The following is a 22,264-nucleotide window of genomic DNA, read 5'->3' as shown; positions in this document are numbered from 1 at the left end:
TTATGCTAAAATTCAAAGACTACAAAACAGAGAAGAAGTATGAATGAAAAATTAAATCTTATTAAAAAGTTATCCTTTTTCAGCTCTCTTGATGAAGATAAACTTAATGCTGTTGACGCTATCTCAAAGATAAGCAACTACACAAAAAATTCTGTTTTGTACTACGAAAACGATCGTAACAATAAGATATTTTTTCTTATCTCCGGTCTTATAAAAGTTTATAAAATCGACAAATATGAGAATGAAATATTTCTCTACTACATCTACAAAGACACTATGATTTCTGAGCTTACTACAGTAAGCAGCGACACTATCCACTGTTTTTCAAATACAGAATTTATGGAAGAGAGTGTTGTTTTGGAGGTAGATTTTTTAAAGTTCAAGCAGGAATTTTTGTCCAAAAACATTCTCAACAATGAGTTTATCAACGAGATTCTCTCAAAAACACACCAGCTTCATTGTGTTGTCAACAGAGAGCTTGTATTTGACGCAACTGCAAAAGTTGCTTTTGCTCTTGCAAATGACCTAGAGATGTTTAACTCACACAAAAGGCATGAGGTCTCTTTTATGCTTCATATCCAACCTGAAACACTCTCAAGAGTCTTAAATAAACTTAAAAGAAGTTCTATCATAGATACGGAAAATACAAATATTATTATTTTAGACAAAGAGATGCTTTGTGACATCTACAAAGGGGCTTCCCATGCTTAAGTTCAACAAAATCAGTACAAAAATCAAATTTATCGGGGCACTTCTTATCCTACTAATCGCCTCTGTTATCGGTACGACTATCTATCTTAACCAGCAAAACATCAAAGACGCGCTTGTTATCAATATCGCCGGAAAGCAAAGAATGTTGACACAAAAAATTGCAAAAAATGTATTTTATCTCTATCACTACTCTTTGGATGATTTTAAAGAACTAGACACTGCTTGCGACACTTTTATCGATGGGTTAACTACTCTTAAATTTGGAAACACAATTAAAAAAATAGACCCTTTTCATACACATGAAATAGCTGCACAACTCTCTAAAGTAGATACCCTTTGGCATAAATTTTATGACGATGTGAAAAATTTCAAAAACCTTGAAATATCACAAACTCAAGACAAAGAGAGACTTGAACAAATCGTTTCATCGATACATACTCAAAATACGACACTCCTGCATAACGTTGATATTCTTGTCACACTTTATACAAACTACAGCGAAGAGAAGACAAACTTTATAAAAAACTTCCAATACAGCGCCGGCGTTGTACTCTTTTTACTCTTTTTATACTCAATGATACAACTAAAATCGATTGAAGCGCACGTGGACTCTTTTATGCAATACTCTAAAATGCTCGTGGACAATGAAGATATAGCAAATCTTGCTCCCATACAGCTTGAAGCTGAAAGCGAAAGCGAGATTGTGCAAGTAAGTGATACCATAAACTGCTTTATCAACAAAATCAACTCTGCTGTTGAGTGTTCCAACGAAGCACTGCTTCAATCACAAAAAGCTTCACTCAAACTTGAAGAACTCACGGATGAGTTTGACACCATTCTCGCAGAACTAAAAGATAATGCTTCGGCATCCAGACATTTGACAAACAGCGAAGACATGGTAATAGAGTCAACGGAAGTGCTTATCAACTCAACCAAAAAGCTCATAGACCTCAAAGAAGAGCTTGACAAACTTATTAAAAGCTGCCAAGACTTAAAATAGAGTTCTCCTGCAAGCTCTATTTTTTTAACTTATTATCTTTGTAAGTGTTACTTATATTTACATTTCTTATAATTTTAAACTATTCTTAAGTATAAAAACTACTCTTATGACTTAAATCAAAGAATTTGTTACTTTTACGTGCTATTATTTAGCTATGTTAATGGGCACCTTAACTTCATTGGGGCAAGGTTTATTAACTTACAATATTCGTGTTTCTAAAATTATTTAAGGAGAAAATATGTCACTTTCAAGAAGAGAATTTCTTAAAAGTTCAGCGGCAGCATCTGCAGCAGCAGCGATTGGTATGAGTGTACCGGCGGAGCTAGAAGCAGCAGCAGCAGAAGCTGAGGGCGACTGGAGATGGGACAAGGCAGCTTGTCGTTTCTGTGGTACAGGTTGTGGTATTATGATGGCAACAAAAAACGGTAAAATCGTTGCTGTTAAGGGAGACCCGGCTGCACCAGTAAATCGTGGTCTTAACTGTATTAAAGGTTACTTTAATGCTAAGATTATGTACGGTGCGGATAGACTTACGCAGCCACTGCTTAGAGTTGATGCAAATGGAAACTTTGACAAAAAAGGTAAATTTGCTCCGGTTTCATGGAAGAGAGCTTTTGATGAGATGGAAATCCACATCAAAAAAGCACTTAAAGCAAGCGGTCCTGAGGGTGTTGGCGTATTTGCTTCAGGGCAATACACAATCATGGAAGGCTACGCAGCTCAAAAATTGATGAAGGGCGGATTTAGATCAAATGCAATCGATCCAAATGCTCGCCACTGTATGGCATCTGCTGTTGTAGGTTTTTACCAAACATTCGGTGTGGATGAGCCTTCTGGTTGTTATGATGATATCGAACTCACAGACACTATCGTATCTTGGGGTTCAAACATGGCAGAGATGCACCCGATTTTATGGTCTCGTGTAACAGATAGAAAGTTATCAGACCCTGAGCGTGTAAAAATTGTCTCTATCCAGACATATACACACAGAACTTCAGATATCGCTGATATCGAAATCATCTTCTCTCCAAATACAGACTTGGCTCTTTGGAACTATATTGCAAGAGAAATCGTTTATAGAGATGATGCAGAGAAGATTATTGATTGGGACTTTGTCAAAAAACATATGATTTTCGCAGCTAGCCCGGTAAATATCGGTTATGGTATGAGAAAAGATGGTGAAAAGTCACTCAAAGAAGGTAAATATACGGCTCTTGAGATGGAAACCGTTTCAAAAGAGATGAGCAAAGCAGTGTCTGCTAAAGAAGCGCCGGCGCTGGCACCTTACGGGTACAAAGAGGGTGACATTATGAAAAACCAAGATGCACCTCTTGGCAACCTTGGTCACTGGGAAATCTCGTTTGAAGAGTACAAAAAAGCTTTAGCACCATACACACTTGACTATACTGCTAAAATTTCAAAAGGTGACCCTGATGAAGATATAGAAAAGTTCAAAGCAAAACTTCAAGCACTTGCAAACCTTTACATAGAAAAAGGTAGAAAAGTAGTATCTTTCTGGACAATGGGTATGAATCAGCATACACGTGGTACTTGGGTAAATACACTCTCTTACAATGTTCACTTCCTACTAAACAAACAAGCAAATCCGGGTGAGGGTGCATTCTCTCTAACAGGTCAGCCTTCAGCGTGTGGAACTGCTCGTGAAGTTGGTACATTTACACACAGACTACCTGCCGATATGATGGTAGCAAATCCTGCTGACAGAAAAATCACAGAGAACAAGTGGATGGTTCCGGAGGGAACAATCAACCCTGTCGGCGTACAGCACATTATGAAGATTCACCGTGATATCGAAGATGGTCTTATCAAATTTGCATGGGTAAACGTTTGTAACCCATACCAAGATACAGCTTCAGCTGAGCACTGGTTAAAAGCAGCACGTGAGATGGATAACTTCATCGTAACATCTGATGGTTACCCTGGTATCTCTGCAAAAGTTTCAGACCTTATCTTACCTTCGGCTATGATTTATGAGAAGTGGGGTGGTTACGGTAATGCTGAGAGACGAACTCAACTATGGAGACAACAAGTACTTCCTGTCGGAGATGCTATGAGTGATACGTGGCAGTGGGTTGAACTCTCTAAGAGATTTACGGTAAAAGATGTATGGGGTGAGTGGAAGCCAAGCGGTCCAAGAAAAGAGGCTCTTCCAAGCATGATTGAAAAAGCAAAAGCTATGGGTTACAAAGAAGACACAACAATGTTTGAGATTCTTTTTGCTAACGATATTGCAAAATCATACAAACTTGACCAAAACGACCCTATCCAAAAAGGATATGACAATACCGAAGCGTACGGAGACAGCAGAAAAGTTGTCGGAAGTGACGGTAAAGTATTTGAAGGCTATGGCTTCTTTATTCAAAAATATCTTTTTGAAGAGTATGCGGCATTTACACGTGGACACGGGCATGACCTTGCACCGTTTGACATGTATCATAAAGTTCGTGGTCTTAAGTGGCCGGTTGTTGACGGTAAAGAGACACAGTGGAGATTTAATGCCAAGTATGACCCTTATGCAGCAAAAGCTACTAAAGATAGCGGCAATTCGCATGCATTCTATGGAACACTTGCAAAAGCGTTGAAACAAGGTAACTTAACTGGAGTTACAGACAAAGACGGCAAACCGAAGCCACTGCCAAATAAAGCTAAAATATTTGCACGCCCATACATGGATCCTCCAGAAATGCCGGATGCAAAATACGATACTTGGTTATGTACAGGTCGTGTGCTTGAGCACTGGCACTCTGGAACTATGACTATGCGTGTTCCTGAACTTTACCGTGCGGTTCCTGAAGCTCTATGCTATATGCACCCAAAAGATGCTGATGCAAAAGGCGTTAAACAAGGTGAGCTTTGCTGGGTTGAATCTCGCCGTGGCAAGGTAAAAGCAAGGGTTGAGACTCGTGGTAGAAACAGACCTCCAAGAGGACTTGTATTTGTTCCATGGTTTGATGAAAAAGTATTTATCAACAAAGTTTGTCTTGATGCGACATGTCCAATGTCAAGACAGACAGACTTTAAAAAGTGTGCTGTAAAAATTTACAAAGCATAAGCTAACCAAAATTTAAAGGAGAGAGAACTCCGCTACGCGGTGTTCTCTGCAAAAGATGACAGCAAGAGAAGAGAGTGATAGAAGAAAATTTATTTTGAGAATGGCAAGAGGTGCGGGTATAGCTGCTCTTGGCGGTTTCGTGTGGAGTGCGTATGTTGATGAAGTAACAGCTTCTCAACTCCTTTTGCGCCCACCCGGAGCTATCAAAGAAGAAGATTTTCTAAAAACGTGTGTCAAGTGCGGGCTTTGTGTTGAAGCCTGCCCGTATGATACGCTATTGCTAGCAAAACCAGGCGATCACAAGCCTTTAGGGACACCTTATTTTATCCCTAGGGACATCCCTTGCTATATGTGTCCGGACATTCCTTGTGTTCCTGTGTGCCCAACAGGTGCACTTGATGAAGCGAGTGTCACAACAGACGGTAAGCTTGATATCAATATAGCTGAGATGGGTTTAGCAGTCATTGACAGGGAGACGTGTATCGCTTTTTGGGGTATCCAGTGTGATGCGTGTTATCGGGCATGTCCTATTTTGGGTCAGGCTATCTCTGTTGAGTACCACAAAAATGAGAGGACGGGAAAACATGCCTATCTCACTCCGGTTGTACATGCAGATGCATGTACGGGATGTGGTCTTTGCGAGAAAGCGTGTGTTACCGAAAAACCTGCTATTTTCATACTTCCAAAAGAAGTAGCAATGGGCAAGGCTGGTAACTACTATATCAAAGGCTGGGATAAAAAGGATGAGAAGAGACTTGAAAATGCCCAAGAAATTAAGTCCACGACAGAGATAAGCAAAGAGAGTGCTGTTGATTCTTTAAATAGCGATAAGGGTTTATACTAATGAAAACACTTTGGAATAAATATCGATATCTTTTTTTTAGAAGAACAACACAAGTAGGTCTGCTTTTTCTCTATTTTGGTGCAAATGCATGGGGATGGACTGCTTTGATGGGAAATCTTAGCTCCTCTTCGCTTTTTGGCATTATTCCACTGAGCGATCCTTATGCAGCACTTCAGATGCTTGCAGCAGGCGCTGTTTTAGCAGTGGATTTGGTTGTCGGAGCGCTTATTATTACCGTCTTCTACTTTGTAGTAGGCGGTCGTGCTTTTTGTAGCTGGGTCTGCCCTGTCAATCTCATTACGGATGCTGCTGCATTTTTGAGAAGAAAGATAAAAGTAGATGATTTTGCAAAAAAGCAACCTGCGACGCGTAACCTTCGTTACTGGGTCTTAGGTTTAAGTCTCATTATCTCATTTGCAATGGGAGTAACGGCTTTTGAGTTTGTATCGCCGATATCAATGCTTCACAGAGGCATTATATTTGGGATGGGTTTTGGATGGGCAGCAGTGCTCATTATCTTTAATTTCGATCTTTTGGTTCTAAAAAACGGTTGGTGTGGGCATATCTGCCCACTTGGTGGATTTTATTCACTTGTTGGTAAGTATAGTTTAGTAAGGGTACATCACACACAGGAGAACTGTACACTTTGTATGAAATGCAAGGTTGTTTGTCCTGAGCAACAGGTTCTGTACATGATAGGAAAAGAGACTATGCCGGTCCTCTCCGGAGAGTGTACAAATTGTGCAAGATGTATAGAAGTGTGTGATGATGATGCTCTAAATTTTTCAATCAGAGATCTCATAAAAAATAATAAATCGGGAGAATAAAATGAAAGCAATGGGGAAATTAACAATCGGTTTGGCAACCGCTGCACTCCTTATAGTAGGTTGTGCGACAGATGGTGTCAAAAGCGCACAAAAAGAGGTAGTAAAACCTTCAATCAGCGAAGAGTCTTTAGGTCTTAGAAAAACGACTCTTTACACTGAGAGCAACACGGTGGCTGATAAAACTGCCTATGGTACAGCTCAGGCAAGCACAAGTACAAGAATCAAAAGAGCGTTTCAAGATGCTCCTCCAATGATTCCACACGATACAAACGGAATGCTTCCAATCAAAACCGGTGATAACAGCTGTGTTGGATGTCACATGCCTGCAGTCGCTCCGGCAATGGGTGCAACTCCGATTCCTGTGTCACACTTTACAGATTTCAGACCAAGAGCTAAAATCGTAAACGGTATGGCGGTAGATACGGTAAACAACTACAAAAATGAGACTAAAATCGTCAAAAGCGATCATCTTCAAAATGCAAGATTTAACTGTTCACAATGCCATGCACCACAATCACAGGGAGCATTGGTTGTTGAAAATACTTTTGAACCGGTATTTACATCAAAAGACGGTGCTAACAGATCTGCGTGGGATGAGAGCAAATATACAAAATCTCTAAATACGGTTGGTGCGGCAAGTTTTGTTACTGAGGATGACTTAGCAAACAAAAATTCTAAAGCCGGTACACTAGGCGGCGCAAAACACTAATGGAGAGAAGAGAGCTCTTTAGCTCTCTTGCTTCTTTTCACAAAGAAGAGAAAAAGCAAGAAGAGTTTATCCGTCCTCCTTATTACAGTGATTTATCTCTTTTTCACAATGAGTGTAGCAAATGCTTAGGTAGTTGCGCCGCTGCTTGTGAAGAAGATATAATATTTATCGCAAGCGATAAAACTCCTTATCTTCTCTTTTTAAAAAATGGTTGTACGTACTGTGACAAGTGTGCGGAAGCATGTGCTTTTGGTGTGCTGAGTGTTGAAGCAAAACACCAAATTGCCGCAACCGTTACCATCAATAAAGAGAAGTGTTTGAGCTGGGATCACACAATGTGTTTTTCCTGCAAGGATCCTTGTCTTGAAAACGCGATTGACTTTAAAGCGATGTTTATGCCGCAAATAGACGACAAATGCACAGCTTGTGGCTTTTGCCTCAGTAGATGTCCAACAGATGCAATTGAAATAAAGGTGTTGTCATGAAACTTTTTTTAAGTTTGGTTTTTCTTTTTACTTCGCTTTTTGGCGCCTCTCTTAAAGAGCCGATTAGCAAGCTTGAGGCGAGCGGTCCAGTCGTAGATATTGTTTATAAGGATGGAAAAGTTTACAGCGCAACTGCCAACAGTAGCGTAGATATTTTTGATTTAGAAACAAAAAAACTGCTGCAAAAGATAGAAGTTCCAAAAATTGTTGATTTTGCCGGTGACTTGGTTCATTCGAAAGTATATTCGGTTGATGTGGTTGAAGATAAAATTCTTATTCTCTCACAGGATAAAAGTGGTTTTAGAAGGATTCATATTTACCAAAATGGCAAAACAGAGATACTTTTTGACAGTAGTAAGTCACTCGCTGTTGCAAAAGCGAAATTTTTAAGTAAAAATACAATTCTACTCGGACTTTTAAGTAATGAACTTATCTCCTATGACATAAACAAAAAAACATATAACTGGTCGATGCAGGTATCTGGAGCAAAGTTTTCCGATTTTGTTTTAAATGAGCAAAAAAACGAAGTTATAGTGGCAGATGAAAGCGGAGATCTTGGGATTTTTGACACAAAAAACGGCAAACGCATAAAAACTTTGGCTGATCAAAACCTTGACAATGTTTTTCAAGTTGACTATAAAAAAGGTGTTGTTGCTACTGCCGGACAAGACAGAAGAACAGTTATCTATGTTCCAAAGGTAAATTCTGCCTATTTTATAGTATCTGGGTTCCTAATCTATAGTGTAGGTCTATCTCCAAGTGGCAAAACTGCCGCTTTTGCTTCAGACGAACAAAATAATGTAACAGTTTTTGACACTATCACTAAAGCAACGATTGGGAAGTTTGGAGGCAACAAAATGACGCTGACAAAGATAGAGTTCATTGATGAAAATAGATTTTTGGTTGGGAGTGATGACAAAACCATTAATTTATATAGTATAAAATAAAATTTACAAAAAAAAGGATAAACAGATGAATATATCGAGTATTGTGGTAAAGACTGCTCCAAAATATATAGATGAAGTAGTACAAAGTCTTAAGGATTGTGAAGTTTGTGATTATCATATGCATGATGGTCAAGGAAGAATTATTATCACTATTGAGGGTGAAAATGTTGCGCAGGAGCTTGAAAAACTAAGAGTTATTGAAGCGATTCCCCATGTTGTTACTGCTGATATGCAGATGTCATATAGTGAAGATGAGCTTGATTCACACATGGAAGTTATAGCAAACGGCGATGCTGTTCCTAAAATGCTTAATGACGACAATATTGATTTAGCTGCCATCAAATACAACGGCGACTTAAAAACAAAAGATGATTTAGTAACATTTACTAAAAAATTCGACGCTACAAAGAGGTAGATTTTGGCGGCAGTATTTGAATCAACCATAAAAATGGCACAAGACAGCCGTGAAGATTGGTATATAGAGTTAAGAGACCTTTTTGAAAATAAAACTGAAATCTGTGCAGATTTGCAGGAGTATTCTAAAAAGATAGAGGAGTTAGGCAAAGCTTATGACGGAAATATTGAGGTAAGATGGACAAAAGATCTCAATGTTCCGCCTTATGTCATGGATGGCATCCGCTTTGAGATGTCAAAACTTCAACGTGAACTAGAAGATGAGATTGGCGAGCCGCTTATCAAAGGAAACTAAGAGATTTGGAAGCAAAAGCTATACAAACGCTAAGTTATCTTGAGCCAGCCGAGATTCAAAAACACCTTGGTGGTGTTTCTTATATTATCATGGCTGCACCGGCTCCAGAGCACTTTAAAGAGACACCCATTCATTTTACGCTTTTTTTAAACACACATGAGAATTTACCGCAAAAGATTCAAGAGGCTGTTTTTGAGAAATTTTTAGATGAACACGGTATCAGAAACCCCAAAGAAGTTATAAGCCGGATAATGCCTGTGGGATTTGGCAAGGGCGTACATGAAACGCATATGCCGCTTCTTCTTGTAAAACAAGAGGATATGCAAAATATCCCTCACACTCCTATGTTTGTAATGGACTTTTTGGCGGATTCCCAAAATTTTAGCGAAGCAAAAACAAACAGCCTTACCGGATGGAGCTATGTTTACGATAGCTAATTTTTAGACATCATCTCTATCTCTTCAATGCTCTTGGCAATGGAAGAAGAGAGATTTTCACATCCATCTTTTGTAACTAAGATATTATCCTCGATTCTAATTCCGATACCACGATACTTTTTTGGCACGCTTTTATCTTTTGCGTCGATATAAAGACCCGGTTCTATGGTCAAAACCATCCCTTTTTGCAGAGGTATCTCTTGATTTTTTGCATCTCTGTATGGTGCCTGGTCATGTACATCTATACCCATCCAATGCCCTATGCCGTGAGGATAATACTTTTTATGTTTCTGCTTTTTAATAAGCTCCTTGACATCACCGCTTAAAATCCCAAGCTCTACCATCCCCTTTGTCAAAAGCCTCTCTGCACTCTCTTGCAGATGGCTTCTTTTTACGAAAGGTTTTATCATGCGAATGATTTGAAGTTGCGTATCTAGCACTAGATTATAAAGCTCTCTTTGCGCCTCACTGAATCTTCCATTGACCGGGATGGTTCTTGTAATATCGCTAGCGTAATAATTATGCTCACATCCGGCATCAATAAGAATAAGCTCCCCCTCGACAAGTGCTTTGGAGTTTTCTATATAGTGAAGTGTATTTGCATTATTGCCACATGCAACTATGGATATGTAGGCATCACTGTAGGCAGCATTCATCTTAAACTCATGTTCAATCTCTGCTTGAAGATTATACTCATATATGCCACTCTTGCGCATATTCATAACTCTATGATGTGCTTTTGCCGTAATTGCTATAGACTCTCTTATAAGCTCTATCTCTGAAGCAGATTTGTAAAGTCTCATTTTTTGGATAAGCGGAAGGATATCATGCTCTGTTTGAAAAGATTTTGCAGTTTTTGCTATCTTTTTTACACAAATTTTTTTTACATTTTGCTCATAATAGAGATTTTTTCTTCTTCTTGCATACTTTTTAAAAATTTTTATAAAATCTTCACTTGCATAGACCTCATCTACCAAAAATCTCTTTTTTGCCTCTTTGACACCAAGTCGTTTTCCGTTCCAAAGCTCCATTATTTTTTCTTTTTTTTGCACAAAAAGAACTGTTCTGCTCTTTGTACTGCTTTTTATAAAAAGAAGTATCGCATTATCCTCTTTGAAGCCGGTAAGATAATAAAAATTGCTGTCTTGCCTGTATGGATGGTGTGTATCATGAGAACGTGTTGTTGTCTCAGCGCTAAAGATAACCGCCAAAGAGCTTTTTGCCAACTTTTTGAAAACTTTGTCCCTGCGGCTTTTGTACTCACTCTCTAAAATCATCTACAACTCTCCTCAAGCCATACTCTCTTATTTGCGACAATCTCTGCTAGAGCTTCTCTGTATGCTTCCACCCCACCGGAGGCATCAGCTGTTTTTGTTTTTACTTTTGAGCGAAATGTCTTAGTTGCAATAACCGTAGATGTTTTGGTGTCGATAAGTGTCAGTGAGATAAGAACATTTACATAAGAACTGTTCATATCAGGTGCATAAAACTGCATAAACTCCTCTATATTTGTCTCTAAAATCAAATCTGTTTTTACTCTGGAGCCAAAAGAGTGGACACTTCCAAAAAGCTCAAAATCTCTTACGCTTCCAAAGAGCTGTGATGTGATAAAACTATTTGGCGACTCCTGCCACTGCGACTGCGAGTAGGCAAAAACTTTCCCACCCGTCTCTGCATACTCCATCTGCAAAGAGAGAAGTGAAGCTGTGCTGAAAGCCTGTGCGACTTTGAGTGATTTTGCAGCGCACCCCTTTGCACTACTCTTTACCACATCCTCTTTTACACCCATCCTATACTCCGCCACAGTCGGCTTGAGTGTTGTACATCCCAAAAAAAGCAGCCCAACTGCTACATATAAAAAAATTCTCATTTACTTCTCCCCCGGTCCTTTTTTCATCTGCTCTTGCAAAAATAAAATATCAGAAGGGCTTCTTTCATATTTTTTAAGTGTCTCTTCTATTTTTATCATAAGGGTCTGCATCTCTAAAAGTGTATTGTTCATTGTAGGCAAGAGTTCGCTTGTCATCTCTTTAAAGTTAAAATCACCGCTTTTAACTGCATTGTTGATGGTATCCATAGCCCCACGGATACCGATATAGCTCTGCATAATAGATGCAAAAGAGCCTGCAATGCGATCTTCCCAGACAATACTGTTATCAATAAGCTTTGCGATACGCGGCATCATTGCATCAAGTTTTGCCGAAGAGTTCTCTAAGTTTTTTATAGTTTGCTTTAAACTCTCTGCTGTTTTATCATCCAACAAACTATTAAGTTTTGAAACGAAAAGCGCACTATTTTTCAAAAGAAGCGTTACCTCCTCTTGGTTTTTATCTCTTAGCAGTACATTGAAATTTTTCAGCGTCTCTGAGAGTTGCAGTGTGATATCGCCGAGACTGTTTTCAATTTTAATGAGCAGTGATGGGATAGTTTTTATCACAGGATAATCCTCGCCTTTTGTACGCTTAAGCTCTTCTGCGCTATCGTCGCTAAAGCTTAGGTTAATATAACTCAAGCCCGTAATGCCCTGCGATGTGAGCTGCGCTCTTGTTGATGATTTGATGGGCGTTGACTTGAGTATGCTTACAAGCACCATTACCTCTTGTGAATTTTTAGGATTTATGGAGAGTTGTGTTACTTTACCGACACTAATACCTCTGTACTTTACGGCTGCATCAAGATTTAGCCCCAAAACAGACTCTTCAAAGTAGATAGCGTATGTTCTCATCTCAATCTCTTTGGCAGGCTTTAAGAGCCAATATCCAAATCCAAGCATCAACGAGATTGCAAAAAGCATTAAAAAACCGATTAAACTATAGTTGACCCTATTATTCACACTTCACCTCTGTACACCGCTAAAAAAAGTTTTGATAAAATTATTTTCAACACTAAATATATTATCTAAATTCCCCTCATAGACCACTTTTTTATCATCTAAAACAGCTGCATAATCAAGCGTATCATAAATGGAGCGCAAATCATGCGAAACCATAACAATGGTTAGCCCAAGAAGGTCGCGCAGCTTCAAAATCAAAGCATCAAAATCCCGTGAAGAGATTGGGTCAAGCCCGCTTGTGGGTTCATCTAAAAAAAGAAGTTTTGGATCCATAGCAAGAGCACGTGCAAGAGCTGCTTTTTTCTTCATACCGCCGCTTATCTGGGATGGGTAGAGATGGGCATCTGAAGCTTTTAGTCCTACGATATTTATCTTAAATGCGACAATTTCACTAATCATTGCTTCAGATAAATCGGTATATTCCACCAAAGGAAGAGCTATGTTGTCCCGAATGCTTAACGAAGAAAAAAGTGCACCCATCTGAAATAGTACACCCCACTGCCTGCGAAGGCTCATTGCATCGTCATAGCTGATGTTTTTAAGACTCTTCCCAAGCACTTCAATCGTACCGCCATGAAACTCTTGAAGCATAACCATCTCTTTAAGAAGCGTTGTTTTGCCGCATCCGCTTGGACCTAAAAGTCCATAGATACTCCCTTTTGGAACGCTAAGGGAGATATTTTTATGAATCACCCTGTCGTCAAACTCTGTTTTTACCCCTTTGACTTTAATAATATTTTCCATTATATGCCCAAGTTTGTAAAAGCGATAGAAAAAACCGCATCACAGATAATGACTGCAAAGATAGACTCAACAACACTTTTTGTCGTGTTAAATCCTATGCTTTGCGTATCGTCTTTTACCAGAAGTCCTCTATAGATAGCAATAGCAGCAATCAAAAACGCAAAAAACGGTCCTTTAAATATCCCTACAAGAAAATGTCTCACTGCTATCACATTACTAAATCTATCCAAAAACATATCTACTGTAATGCCTAAATCAAGATTTGCCACAACCATACCGCCAATGATAGCCATTACATCTGAGACAAATATCATAATAGGCATCGTCAACATCAGCGCTGCAATCTTTGGAAGCACCAAAAATCGAAAAGGATCAAATCCCATAGTCTGCATCGCTTCTAGCTCCTGTGTTATCTTCATAGCGCCTATTTGGGCAGTAAACGCCGAACCGCTTCTACCTGCTATAACTATTGCCGTAATGAGCGGAGATAACTCGCGCAATACTGAGAGTCCAAGCATATCTACTATAAATATATTGGCTCCGTATTGTTTTAACTGAACAGATGACTGATACGCAATAACAACACCAATCAAAAAACTTGTAAGTGCGATAATACCAAATGCCTTTATAGCACTCTCGTTAATCTCAAAAGCCATCTCTTTGTAACGAATGCTTTTGAATGAGAAAAGATAGTGTAGTTTGTGCATAAAAAGCTCACCCATAAATGCCAAAAAAGAGAGAAAACTAAGATAATTTTTATAGCTGTTTTCACCTAATTTCTCAATGTAATTTCTTTTCTTCTTTTTTTGTACGGCAGATGTAGTTAATGACTGTTTTTGGACAAGCAAGAGCATTGCAAGTACATCTTGATGTTTGCAGTCTATTTCGAATTGCACTTTTTTTGTGTGGAGTTTTTTTTGAAGGTTGTTTAAAAAAAGGGCTCCTGCCGTATCTATAAACTCAAGTTCAGACAAATCAAGAATGATTTTTTTCTCTTTTGAAAAAAATGCACCCTCCACCTGTTTTTGGTAGAGAGTAAGATTGTAAAGAGTGAGCTCGCCTTTAAACTTTAAAGAGAGCGCATCCTTTGTGTCGATAAATCTAAAAGATGAATAGTTCATTAGAGATGTTAAAAATCCCTTTGCAGAAGCTTTTTAACCTTTAAAATAGTTATAATCTTATCCGCTTGTTTTCCAACGCCGTCAATTGCCGTATCATCACCGCTTGCCGTATCAGGGGCCGGTCCGATATTTGATTTTTTGATTCTTATCGCCATTGTCAGTCTATCGATAACAAATCCTGCTACATCATCTCCATCACGCATAACGATAAATCTTGTCTCTTCGTTATGCTTTTTAGGACTAAGCCCAAATTTCGTACGCAAATCAATCAGAGGAATAACAGCGCCACGCATATTAAAAACACCAATCACATACTTTGGCACTTGCGGTACTCTTGTCCATGGAAAAGGTTTGATAATCTCCTGAATCGAGAGAATAGGCACCGCATACTCCTCATCTCCGATAACAAAACCAACCAACTGTACAACATCATCCGTATGCGTTAAGTTTTCACTCTCTTTTTGGCTCTGTTTTTTTATAATCTGTTTTAATTTATCGCTCATTTTAAAAACTCCGATTTAAAATTAATATTTCTTTGAACCACGCTCATAAGGTAGTCAGCGGAGTATGGCTTTGTAATGTACTCTACCATACCGGACTCAACGCCACGCATACGATCAGATTTTCCGGTGCGTGACGTAACGGCTATGAGAGGCATATTTTTATATCGGTTATACTTTTTAATCTCTGTTGCCAAAGAGTACCCATCCATTCTCGGCATCTCTATATCGACCAGCATCGCATCAAAGTTATAATCACCCTGCTTTAAGATACTTAGTGCCTCTTGACCGTCACCTGCTTCAACAAGCGTGATTCCCAGTGGCTCTAGTGCTTTTCTCATGATAGTTCTATCGGTTTTAGAGTCATCTACTATCATAACTGTATAATCACTTGCTTTTGATTTTTCACGTGTTAAGAGCGCTACGTCTGATTTCGTATCTACAACCGCTGATGCTCTAACATGTTTTGCCATATCCATAATAGCTACAACATCAACAATAAGCGTTACGCCGCCATCCCCGCGAATAGTCGCTCCTGCAATGCCGTTGATGCCCTTGAGAAATTCGCCCAGAGACTTGATAACAATCTCCTCTTGCCCTACAAGTGTATCGACTATGAGACCGAGTTTGCTTGCACCCAAACCAAGAACAACAACATAAGCATACTCGCTTGAGTCCAAAATACGCTCCACTTCAAAAATATCTCCGATATGCACAAGCGACAAGACGTCCTCGCGTAGCCTCATAACAGAGCGTCCCTCTACTGTATAGACCTCATCCTTTGAGATACGTACCGTCTCTAAAACAGAAGCAAGAGGAATAGCGTAATGTTCCTCTTGAACACCTACAAGAAGTGCTTGAATAATCGCCAGTGTCAGAGGAATTTTGAGTTTCATAGAAGTACCGACACCTACTTCACTGTCGATGTCGATGATGCCGTTAACTTTTTCTATATTTGTTTTGACAACATCCATACCTACACCACGACCTGAAACGTTGGTTACAACAGCCGCTGTAGAGAAGCCCGGCTTAAAGATAAGACCAAACGCCTCTTTATCACTCATATTGTCTGCTTCTTTTTCGGTGATAAGCCCTTTTTCAAGAGACTTTCTCTTAAGCATATCCGTGTCAAGACCTTTCCCGTCATCATCTATCTGGATAACGATTTGGTTCCCCTCGTTATATGCTTTTAGCTTAATCGTACCTGTTTCGCTTTTACCCTGTTCTGCACGAATATGCGGCGCTTCAATACCATGGTCGCATGAATTGCGGATGATATGAACAAGCGGATCGCCAATCTCTTCAACGATAGATTTGTCAAGTTCGGTCTCTTCGCCCGATATCTCTAGTTCTATCTTTTTGTTGAGTTCACGACCAAGGTCACGAATCATTCTCGGAAACTTGTTGAACACTTTGCCAATCGGAAGCATTCTCGTCTTCATAACTGCGATTTGAAGGTCAGTTGTTACGATAGAGACGATAGAGACTACTTGGTTTAGCTCCTCTAAAAAGCTCTCGCCCTCATAACGCTCTTCCACGTCATCATTAATCTTGATAAGTCTGTTTTTCGCAAGAACAAGTTCTCCGATAAGATTCATAAGATGGTCAAGTCTCTTAACATCCACACGGATAGTCTGCTCCACAGCGGACTGTTTTTTTGCAGGAGACGCTGCTCTTGCATCGTCACTCTCTTGCTCATCATTTCCCAAAGAGGCTGGTTTGCGTGCAGGAGTGATAACAACAGGAGCTTTACTTACCGTATGATACTCTTCCTCGTCCTCTTCGTCCTCTTGCACTTTGGATACGGCAGCTTTTTTTTGTGTATTTTTCTGCTCTCTTTTTGCTTTGTCTTCTGCTTGTCGTTGTTGCAGCAGTCTCTCTATCTCAGCTTCTATCTCATCGGCATCCATATTTTCATAGTCAGGTTCACTCTCACAGACAGCCTCAAGGGTCTCATCTTCCATAGTCTCCATCAATTCATCTTCCGCTTCAATATAAGTTTGTTGCGCAGAGACTTCTAAATCTGCTCCCCCTTTAGCACACTTATCAAGTCTTGCAACACAGCCAGACACATCAATGCCATCATCCGAACTTGTATCACGAATCGTACTAAGAAGTGCTTTCATAAGGTCGATAGACTCCAAAATAACATCCATTATACTCGGTGTTATGTAAAGCTCACCATGCCTTGCCTTATTTAAAACATCTTCCATGTGGTGTGTAAGATGTGTTAAAACATCAAAATTTAAAAACGATGAAGCACCTTTGACGGTATGTGCAACACGGAAGATTCTGTTTAAAAGCTCCAAGTCATCCGGTCTTGTCTCAAGTTCCACCAAATCCTGATCCAGCTGCTCAATAAGCTCAAAAGACTCAACTAAAAAATCCTGCAATATCTCCTGAAATTCATCCATCTTTACACTCCTACTTCATATGAGCACGAACTATTCGCGCTACTTCTTTATAAAATGAACTTGCTTTAAACTTCACCAAGTAAGCTTCTCCGCCAGCCTCAACTCCTCGCCCCTCGCTAAAATGATCGCTTATGGAAGAGTTAAATACAATTGGAATATCCACAAATCTAGCATCCTCTTTCACGTTTGCTGCAAAGTGAAAACCATCCATTTTCGGCATCTCAACATCAGAGATAATTATCTTCAACGTTCTTGCAATTTTTTCGCCATAGACTTCATAAAGCTCACCCAGCTTATGCAGCCCATCTTCTCCATCAATAGCTTCAATCACATCAAAGCCCATATTTACAAGTGCTTCTTTAACAATTTTTCGTGCAGTCAAGCTATCGTCCAATACAAGTGCCAGTCCTGAAAAACTCTCGATTTCCGTGTTATCAAACTGAGTGTCCGGCTCATAAAGACCAAGATCTTGGACAACGCTCTCTAAATCCAAGATAAGCAGAACATTATCGCCCTCTATCTTTGTAACACCTGTTATCTTGTTTCCTTCAATAGCAGAACTGCTATTCATAAAAGAAGCAGGTTCTATATCAGCCCAATTGATACGTCGGATTCTTTTTGCTTCATGGACTATAAAACCTATAAGAACGTTGTTAAATTCAGTAATAATGACACGTGAACTCTTTTCCACGCCCTCAGGCTGCTTGATTTTCATCCATTTCGCTAGGTTTACAACAGGAATTACAATATTTCTAAGATCAAAAATTCCCTCAATAAACTCCGGTGTACCCGGCAAATCCGTCAATTTTGGAAGCTTGATGATTTCACGCACTTTTGAGACGTTGATGCCATAAATGCCCTCATAAACTCCGCCCTCTTCCTGCTTAAAAATACGAAAATCTACAAGCTCCATCTCATTTGAGCCAACTTTTAATGAATTATCTATATCCATACACTAAATCCCTTTTAAGAAATTTTTTTGTTCAAACAACTCTCTATTTTGAGACGATTCTACTACAAAGTATCTTTGATTGCAAGCAAAAGCACCAAGATTGATATAGACAAAATCATCCATCTGTATGGTTTTGTTCTGGTGAAAATGCCCCTCTACAAAGTAATCGCAGCTATATTTTGTCCCTAATCTCTTTTGTATAAATTGTTTCAATCCGACAAACTCTCTGCAATCATCTTTTCTGCTTAAGTAAGCATCCAAACGCTTTAAAATCGCATGTCCAAAAAAAGTATCCAAAAAAGATAGCAGATGTAAAAGTATGCGATTACGAATTACTTTAGCATAGATTTTATACCCAAAATCACCATCTATATCGCCATGAGCAAGAAGGATTTTTTTGCTCTCGTAGCTGCATGCTACGGGCTGATGTTCTATGGGAAATATTTTGACGTTTAAAAAGATAGAAGCAAGGTTGAAATCGTGATTGCCCTCAAAATAGAAAACCTCTATACGCTGTGCTATCTTGTTGATTAGCCCTATCGCCTCTTGATTTTGTATATGGGTATAAGGAATTTCCCCAAAAAGTGCATCAAAGATGTCACCCATTAAAAAAAGCTGTGTTGCTGGGATGCTTTGGGCGTGAATTTCTTTGAGAAAAGCCAAAAGTTCAGGGCGTTTGTGGGAGTAGTGCGCATCTGCTACAATAAGCGCACCCTCTTTGAGTTCTATACTATGGTACATACGCTATGTTGGGTATGCCTACATCTTCATCAAGTCCCATCATCAGGTTGGCATTTGCCACCGCTGCCGATGATGCACCCCTCATAAGGTTGTCTATGGCACTTGAAATAAAGAGAAGATTGCCTTTTTGCTTGACATAAATATCGCAAAAGTTTGTTCCTGCCACGTTTTTCATATCGACCGGATTTTTGCTTACACGTACATGTTTTGCATCTTTGTAAAACTCTTCAAGCACCTCATTTGCATCAAAATCTCCCTCAACCTGTATATAAATGGAGCTTAGCATCCCTCGTGTTAGCGGGCATAAATGCGGTACAAAATGAACCTCGCCAAGTGTTACGCCAAGCTTATGGGCAATCTCGGGTGCGTGTCTGTGAGAAAGAGGGTTGTAGGCAAAGAGGTTGTCGTTTACATTTACAAAATGCGTAACATCGCTAAGTTTTTTACCTGCACCGCTCACGCCTGTTTTTGAATCAACGATTATTGGAGTACCCTTTACTCTTCTGCTCATAAAAGGCAAAACGCCCAAAATCGCCGAAGTTGAAAAACAACCCGGATTTGCAACAAGTTTTGCACTTTTGAGTTCCTTGGCAAAAAGTTCGGGAAGCCCGTAAACCGCATGCTCTAAATTTTTGGTATCGGTATGAGGGCAGTAAAACGCTTCATAAATATCTTGTGGAAGTCTATAATCAGCCGAGAGATCAACAACTCTCAAACCTTTTTCAAGAAGCGGCTTAACATATGCCATAGCCGTTTGGTGCGGAAGTGCCAAAAACACAAGCTCACAAGCAGCAGCGCAAGCATCAAAATCCGCTTTTTGCACCTCCATAGAAGCAACTTTTGCAAGTGATGGATGAAGCTTCTCTAAAGTTGTTCCCCCCTCCGTGTTGGCAACATAAGAGAGATGAAACTTCGGATGTTTAAGAAGAATCTTGACAAGCTCAAGCCCTGTGTATCCGCTAGCGCCTATAACGCCTACATTAATGGCACTCAAAAACAATCTCCTGATATTTTACTTCAACAATCTCAAACTCTTTTTGCCCGTTTGGAAGCTGAACTTTCACATCATCCCCCTCTTCTCTGCCCAAAAGCTGTCTTGCCAAAGGAGAGTTAAACGAGATAAGCCCCATATCAGGGTTTGATTCACATCCGCCGACGATAGTGTAGGTAAACTCCTCCTCCGTGTTGACATCGCAAACAACTACAGTTGAACCAAAACTTACCTTTGCATGTTCGAGTTCACTCGGGTCAACAATCTTGGAAGAGCCTATAAGCTCCGCAAGTTCCGCCAATCGTAAATCTATGAGTTTTTGATTCTCTTTTGCCGCATGGTACTCTGCATTCTCTTTCAAGTCGCCATGCGAGAGCGCCTCTTCTATATCTTTGACAATCTGTGGTCTTCTCACATCTCTTAGGTACTTTACCTCTGCTTGAAGTTTGTTATACCCAAAAAGTGTCATCGGCTCAATTTTTTCCATATACTTTTCTCTGTTGTTGATTTTTTTTGCGCCATTATAGCAAATTCACTCTTTTTTCATCTTCGAGAGGTCAAACTCTATCATCTCGTCTTCACACTCTATAGTGATGATACACTTTGCTTTGCTTATCTTTTTTGCTTTTTTTATGTTTTTTAGCAGTGTCATGCTCTCTTTGGAGACGGGGTCGTGGGCATAAAGCGTTTCATCTTCAATATAAAAAATCCGTCCGCCGCCGCATCCATCGCCTATGATTCCCTCACACATAAGAGGATTTATTTGCAAATCATCCATTTTTTTTCTCCTTAGCATCCCAAGTGCCTCTGCACACATAACAAGTCCAAAAGTTGCCGTAACACCTACAAAACTTGCTTTCTCTTTTGTTTTTGCCTCTTCTGCGCTAAAGACAACTTTGTATTTTTTGTTAAATCCTCTTTTTTTAAGCTCATAGCGGATTTTTGCACCAAACTTGTCGCCGTAGCTCTTCCAGATATCGCCGGCTTCTACTTTTGTAGGGTCTAGGCGTTTTGCACTTCCAAGAGAAGAGATAAGTTTTTTATGGCATTTTTGCGCAAGAGAGAGTTTGGGTTTTATGTCGTCTATGGCATCTAAAACCACATCGTACCCGCCAAAATCAAACGCTTCAACCCATGCTTCGTCTATCTTGGTGTTTATGATTTGTATGTGCGGGTAGTGTTTTTGAAGTGCGTGGACTTTTACTTCGCCTTCATGAAACTCTGAGTGGAGCTGGCGGTTTTGGTTGCTTGCATCGTAAGTGTCAAAATCGACAATCGTTATATGCTTCACACCGCTTCTGCACAGGCAGTCAAGACAGTGTCCGCCGACACCGCCGACACCTAAAAGCAGGACTTTTGCATTTTGAAGTTTGACAAAATCATCTCCAAAGAGAGGTTTTATGCGCTCATACTTCACCGCTCTAGCCACTCTTTTAGTCTGTTCATACTTTTGTATGCGCTCATATCAAGCTGAATGGGCGTAATGGAGATATCTCCCATCTCTATGGCTTCATAGTCGCTTATCCCCTCGCTTGCTTTGCGTGCCGAGAAGTTAAGCGGATGCAGACCGAGCCAGTAAAACTCCTCGCCTCGCGGGTTTCTATGCAGATGTGAGTCGTTTGCGTACATTCTGTATCCGGCGTAAGTTATGACCATTTTCGCATCTTTTTTGTCCGTGCTATCGATGTTTGGCGGGATATTGACATTTAAAAACTCACGCTCAGGCAGAGGAAAAGAGCCTCCCCGTATCTTTGTAACCAACTCTTTAATCGTCTTTTGCGCCAAAGTAAAATCGCCTTGCGGGTCTGTAAAATCCATAACTTGCGAGATGGCAATAGAGGGTATGTCATGCAAAACCCCTTCCATAGCTCCTGCCGCCGTTCCTGAGTAAGTAATATCCTCCCCCATGTTAGAACCACGGTTGATACCGCTTATAAGCAAATCCGGCTTTGAGTCTGCAAATATCGCACTAAGCGAGAGATAGACACAATCACTCGGCGTACCGTCGTCAAGCTTAAAAAAGTTATCCCCGACACCCACAAAACGAAGCGGCCGCACAAGCGTCAAAGAGTGTCCGCAGGCTGATTTTTCATTTGCAGGGGCAACCACAGTCACATCAACGCCATCAAGTTCCCTAAGCGCATCCACAAGCGCCAATAGACCGTTTGCCTCGTAGCCGTCATCATTTGTTACTAAAATCTTATATCTATTTTCATTTTTCATAAC

24 protein-coding genes are annotated in these 22,264 nt (G+C 39.9%); 11 read left to right on the top strand and 13 right to left on the bottom strand.

The features are described 5' to 3' along the window. Nucleotides 1-39: 39 nt before the first annotated feature. The 11 genes from PHY84_RS01965 to PHY84_RS01915 all read left to right on the top strand — a co-directional run bounded on the left by PHY84_RS01965 (nt 40) and on the right by PHY84_RS01915 (nt 9,742). Nucleotides 40-711, top strand: coding sequence for a Crp/Fnr family transcriptional regulator (locus PHY84_RS01965; RefSeq protein ID WP_299857189.1), 672 nt, complete (start codon nt 40-42; stop codon nt 709-711). After that, complete coding sequence (locus PHY84_RS01960) at nt 704-1,711, top strand: type IV pili methyl-accepting chemotaxis transducer N-terminal domain-containing protein (RefSeq protein WP_299857187.1); 1,008 nt, start codon at nt 704-706, stop codon at nt 1,709-1,711. The genes PHY84_RS01965 and PHY84_RS01960 overlap by 8 nt, the downstream gene beginning before the upstream one ends. 238 nt (nt 1,712-1,949) lie before the next feature. After that, nucleotides 1,950-4,784, top strand: coding sequence for a nitrate reductase catalytic subunit NapA (napA, locus tag PHY84_RS01955; RefSeq protein WP_299857184.1), 2,835 nt, complete (start codon nt 1,950-1,952; stop codon nt 4,782-4,784). A 55-nt stretch (nt 4,785-4,839) separates the two neighbouring features. Then, nucleotides 4,840-5,628 (top strand): ferredoxin-type protein NapG, encoded by a 789-nt coding sequence (gene napG, locus PHY84_RS01950; RefSeq protein ID WP_299857182.1) that lies wholly within the window; start codon nt 4,840-4,842, stop codon nt 5,626-5,628. Next, nucleotides 5,628-6,455, top strand: coding sequence for a quinol dehydrogenase ferredoxin subunit NapH (gene napH / locus PHY84_RS01945; RefSeq protein WP_299857180.1), 828 nt, complete (start codon nt 5,628-5,630; stop codon nt 6,453-6,455). Before napG ends, napH begins: the two co-directional genes overlap by 1 nt. A 1-nt stretch (nt 6,456) precedes the next feature. After that, nucleotides 6,457-7,164 carry a nitrate reductase cytochrome c-type subunit gene (locus PHY84_RS01940; RefSeq protein WP_299857178.1) on the top strand — a complete coding sequence of 236 codons (708 nt, stop codon included), beginning with the start codon at nt 6,457-6,459 and terminating at the stop codon, nt 7,162-7,164. Further along, on the top strand, nt 7,164-7,649 hold the full coding sequence (locus tag PHY84_RS01935) for a ferredoxin-type protein NapF (RefSeq protein WP_299857176.1): 486 nt from the start codon (nt 7,164-7,166) through the stop codon (nt 7,647-7,649). Before PHY84_RS01940 ends, PHY84_RS01935 begins: the two co-directional genes overlap by 1 nt. Then, entirely contained in the window at nt 7,646-8,596 is a 951-nt protein-coding gene (locus PHY84_RS01930) for a WD40 repeat domain-containing protein (RefSeq protein WP_299857174.1), read from the top strand. The genes PHY84_RS01935 and PHY84_RS01930 overlap by 4 nt, the downstream gene beginning before the upstream one ends. 25 nt (nt 8,597-8,621) lie before the next feature. Next, a complete protein-coding gene (locus PHY84_RS01925) occupies nt 8,622-9,011 on the top strand; it encodes a chaperone NapD (protein WP_299857172.1) in 390 nt (129 codons plus the stop codon). A gap of 3 nt (nt 9,012-9,014) precedes the next feature. Continuing rightward, complete coding sequence (locus PHY84_RS01920; protein ID WP_299857170.1) at nt 9,015-9,305, top strand: hypothetical protein; 291 nt, start codon at nt 9,015-9,017, stop codon at nt 9,303-9,305. A gap of 5 nt (nt 9,306-9,310) precedes the next feature. Next, entirely contained in the window at nt 9,311-9,742 is a 432-nt protein-coding gene (locus PHY84_RS01915) for a hypothetical protein (protein ID WP_299857168.1), read from the top strand. On the opposite strand, the gene PHY84_RS01910 is transcribed toward PHY84_RS01915, so the two are convergent. Genes PHY84_RS01910 through surE form a run of 13 tightly spaced genes read right to left on the bottom strand, consistent with a single transcriptional unit; the run spans nt 9,739 to nt 22,261 of the window. Then, nucleotides 9,739-11,019 (bottom strand): aminopeptidase P N-terminal domain-containing protein, encoded by a 1,281-nt coding sequence (locus PHY84_RS01910; protein WP_299857166.1) that lies wholly within the window; start codon nt 11,017-11,019, stop codon nt 9,739-9,741. The genes PHY84_RS01915 and PHY84_RS01910 overlap by 4 nt on opposite strands. Beyond that, the gene (locus tag PHY84_RS01905) at nt 11,016-11,612 is read right to left on the bottom strand and encodes an ABC-type transport auxiliary lipoprotein family protein (protein WP_299857164.1); all 597 of its coding nucleotides are present in this window, start codon (nt 11,610-11,612) and stop codon (nt 11,016-11,018) included. The genes PHY84_RS01910 and PHY84_RS01905 overlap by 4 nt, the downstream gene beginning before the upstream one ends. Further along, nucleotides 11,613-12,575 carry an MlaD family protein gene (locus tag PHY84_RS01900; protein ID WP_299857162.1) on the bottom strand — a complete coding sequence of 321 codons (963 nt, stop codon included), beginning with the start codon at nt 12,573-12,575 and terminating at the stop codon, nt 11,613-11,615. It abuts the gene before it with no gap. Nucleotides 12,576-12,578: 3 nt separating this feature from the next. Further along, nucleotides 12,579-13,319, bottom strand: coding sequence for an ATP-binding cassette domain-containing protein (locus tag PHY84_RS01895; RefSeq protein WP_299857160.1), 741 nt, complete (start codon nt 13,317-13,319; stop codon nt 12,579-12,581). Beyond that, the gene (locus PHY84_RS01890; protein WP_299857158.1) at nt 13,319-14,440 is read right to left on the bottom strand and encodes an MlaE family lipid ABC transporter permease subunit; all 1,122 of its coding nucleotides are present in this window, start codon (nt 14,438-14,440) and stop codon (nt 13,319-13,321) included. Before PHY84_RS01890 ends, PHY84_RS01895 begins: the two co-directional genes overlap by 1 nt. An 8-nt stretch (nt 14,441-14,448) precedes the next feature. Continuing rightward, nucleotides 14,449-14,943 carry a chemotaxis protein CheW gene (locus PHY84_RS01885; RefSeq protein ID WP_299857156.1) on the bottom strand — a complete coding sequence of 165 codons (495 nt, stop codon included), beginning with the start codon at nt 14,941-14,943 and terminating at the stop codon, nt 14,449-14,451. After that, nucleotides 14,940-17,354, bottom strand: a complete 2,415-nt coding sequence (locus PHY84_RS01880; RefSeq protein WP_299857154.1) for a chemotaxis protein CheW — start codon at nt 17,352-17,354, stop codon at nt 14,940-14,942. The genes PHY84_RS01885 and PHY84_RS01880 overlap by 4 nt, the downstream gene beginning before the upstream one ends. A gap of 10 nt (nt 17,355-17,364) precedes the next feature. Further along, entirely contained in the window at nt 17,365-18,306 is a 942-nt protein-coding gene (locus PHY84_RS01875) for a chemotaxis protein (RefSeq protein WP_299857152.1), read from the bottom strand. A 3-nt stretch (nt 18,307-18,309) separates the two neighbouring features. Continuing rightward, nucleotides 18,310-19,047, bottom strand: coding sequence for a metallophosphoesterase (locus PHY84_RS01870; protein ID WP_299857150.1), 738 nt, complete (start codon nt 19,045-19,047; stop codon nt 18,310-18,312). Beyond that, a complete protein-coding gene (gene argC, locus PHY84_RS01865; RefSeq protein ID WP_299857147.1) occupies nt 19,037-20,041 on the bottom strand; it encodes an N-acetyl-gamma-glutamyl-phosphate reductase in 1,005 nt (334 codons plus the stop codon). Before argC ends, PHY84_RS01870 begins: the two co-directional genes overlap by 11 nt. Further along, a complete protein-coding gene (greA, locus tag PHY84_RS01860; RefSeq protein WP_299857144.1) occupies nt 20,028-20,525 on the bottom strand; it encodes a transcription elongation factor GreA in 498 nt (165 codons plus the stop codon). The genes argC and greA overlap by 14 nt, the downstream gene beginning before the upstream one ends. Nucleotides 20,526-20,570: 45 nt before the next feature. Next, the gene (locus PHY84_RS01855; protein ID WP_363317880.1) at nt 20,571-21,455 is read right to left on the bottom strand and encodes a ThiF family adenylyltransferase; all 885 of its coding nucleotides are present in this window, start codon (nt 21,453-21,455) and stop codon (nt 20,571-20,573) included. Next, entirely contained in the window at nt 21,452-22,261 is an 810-nt protein-coding gene (gene surE, locus PHY84_RS01850; RefSeq protein WP_299857142.1) for a 5'/3'-nucleotidase SurE, read from the bottom strand. The genes PHY84_RS01855 and surE overlap by 4 nt, the downstream gene beginning before the upstream one ends. Nucleotides 22,262-22,264 lie beyond the last annotated feature (3 nt).

This window comes from Sulfurimonas sp. (genome assembly GCF_028694605.1).
Lineage (GTDB): Bacteria > Campylobacterota > Campylobacteria > Campylobacterales > Sulfurimonadaceae > Sulfurimonas.
This window is presented reverse-complemented; position numbering and strand designations above follow the sequence as displayed.

Excerpts from the sequence above, each read along its gene's own strand:
- PHY84_RS01890 (WP_299857158.1), bottom strand. The coding sequence starts at position 14,440 with ATGAACTATTCATCTTTTAGATTTATCGACACAAAGGATGCGCTCTCT.
- PHY84_RS01905 (WP_299857164.1), bottom strand. The coding sequence starts at position 11,612 with ATGAGAATTTTTTTATATGTAGCAGTTGGGCTGCTTTTTTTGGGATGT.
- surE (WP_299857142.1), bottom strand. The coding sequence starts at position 22,261 with ATGAAAAATGAAAATAGATATAAGATTTTAGTAACAAATGATGACGGC.
- PHY84_RS01960 (WP_299857187.1), top strand. The coding sequence starts at position 704 with ATGCTTAAGTTCAACAAAATCAGTACAAAAATCAAATTTATCGGGGCA.
- napG (WP_299857182.1), top strand. The coding sequence starts at position 4,840 with ATGACAGCAAGAGAAGAGAGTGATAGAAGAAAATTTATTTTGAGAATG.
- PHY84_RS01935 (WP_299857176.1), top strand. The coding sequence starts at position 7,164 with ATGGAGAGAAGAGAGCTCTTTAGCTCTCTTGCTTCTTTTCACAAAGAA.
- PHY84_RS01910 (WP_299857166.1), bottom strand. The coding sequence starts at position 11,019 with ATGATTTTAGAGAGTGAGTACAAAAGCCGCAGGGACAAAGTTTTCAAA.
- napH (WP_299857180.1), top strand. The coding sequence starts at position 5,628 with ATGAAAACACTTTGGAATAAATATCGATATCTTTTTTTTAGAAGAACA.
- napA (WP_299857184.1), top strand. The coding sequence starts at position 1,950 with ATGTCACTTTCAAGAAGAGAATTTCTTAAAAGTTCAGCGGCAGCATCT.
- PHY84_RS01965 (WP_299857189.1), top strand. The coding sequence starts at position 40 with ATGAATGAAAAATTAAATCTTATTAAAAAGTTATCCTTTTTCAGCTCT.
- PHY84_RS01925 (WP_299857172.1), top strand. The coding sequence starts at position 8,622 with ATGAATATATCGAGTATTGTGGTAAAGACTGCTCCAAAATATATAGAT.
- PHY84_RS01880 (WP_299857154.1), bottom strand. The coding sequence starts at position 17,354 with ATGGATGAATTTCAGGAGATATTGCAGGATTTTTTAGTTGAGTCTTTT.
- PHY84_RS01895 (WP_299857160.1), bottom strand. The coding sequence starts at position 13,319 with ATGGAAAATATTATTAAAGTCAAAGGGGTAAAAACAGAGTTTGACGAC.
- PHY84_RS01930 (WP_299857174.1), top strand. The coding sequence starts at position 7,646 with ATGAAACTTTTTTTAAGTTTGGTTTTTCTTTTTACTTCGCTTTTTGGC.
- PHY84_RS01940 (WP_299857178.1), top strand. The coding sequence starts at position 6,457 with ATGAAAGCAATGGGGAAATTAACAATCGGTTTGGCAACCGCTGCACTC.
- PHY84_RS01875 (WP_299857152.1), bottom strand. The coding sequence starts at position 18,306 with ATGGATATAGATAATTCATTAAAAGTTGGCTCAAATGAGATGGAGCTT.
- PHY84_RS01870 (WP_299857150.1), bottom strand. The coding sequence starts at position 19,047 with ATGTACCATAGTATAGAACTCAAAGAGGGTGCGCTTATTGTAGCAGAT.
- greA (WP_299857144.1), bottom strand. The coding sequence starts at position 20,525 with ATGGAAAAAATTGAGCCGATGACACTTTTTGGGTATAACAAACTTCAA.
- PHY84_RS01885 (WP_299857156.1), bottom strand. The coding sequence starts at position 14,943 with ATGAGCGATAAATTAAAACAGATTATAAAAAAACAGAGCCAAAAAGAG.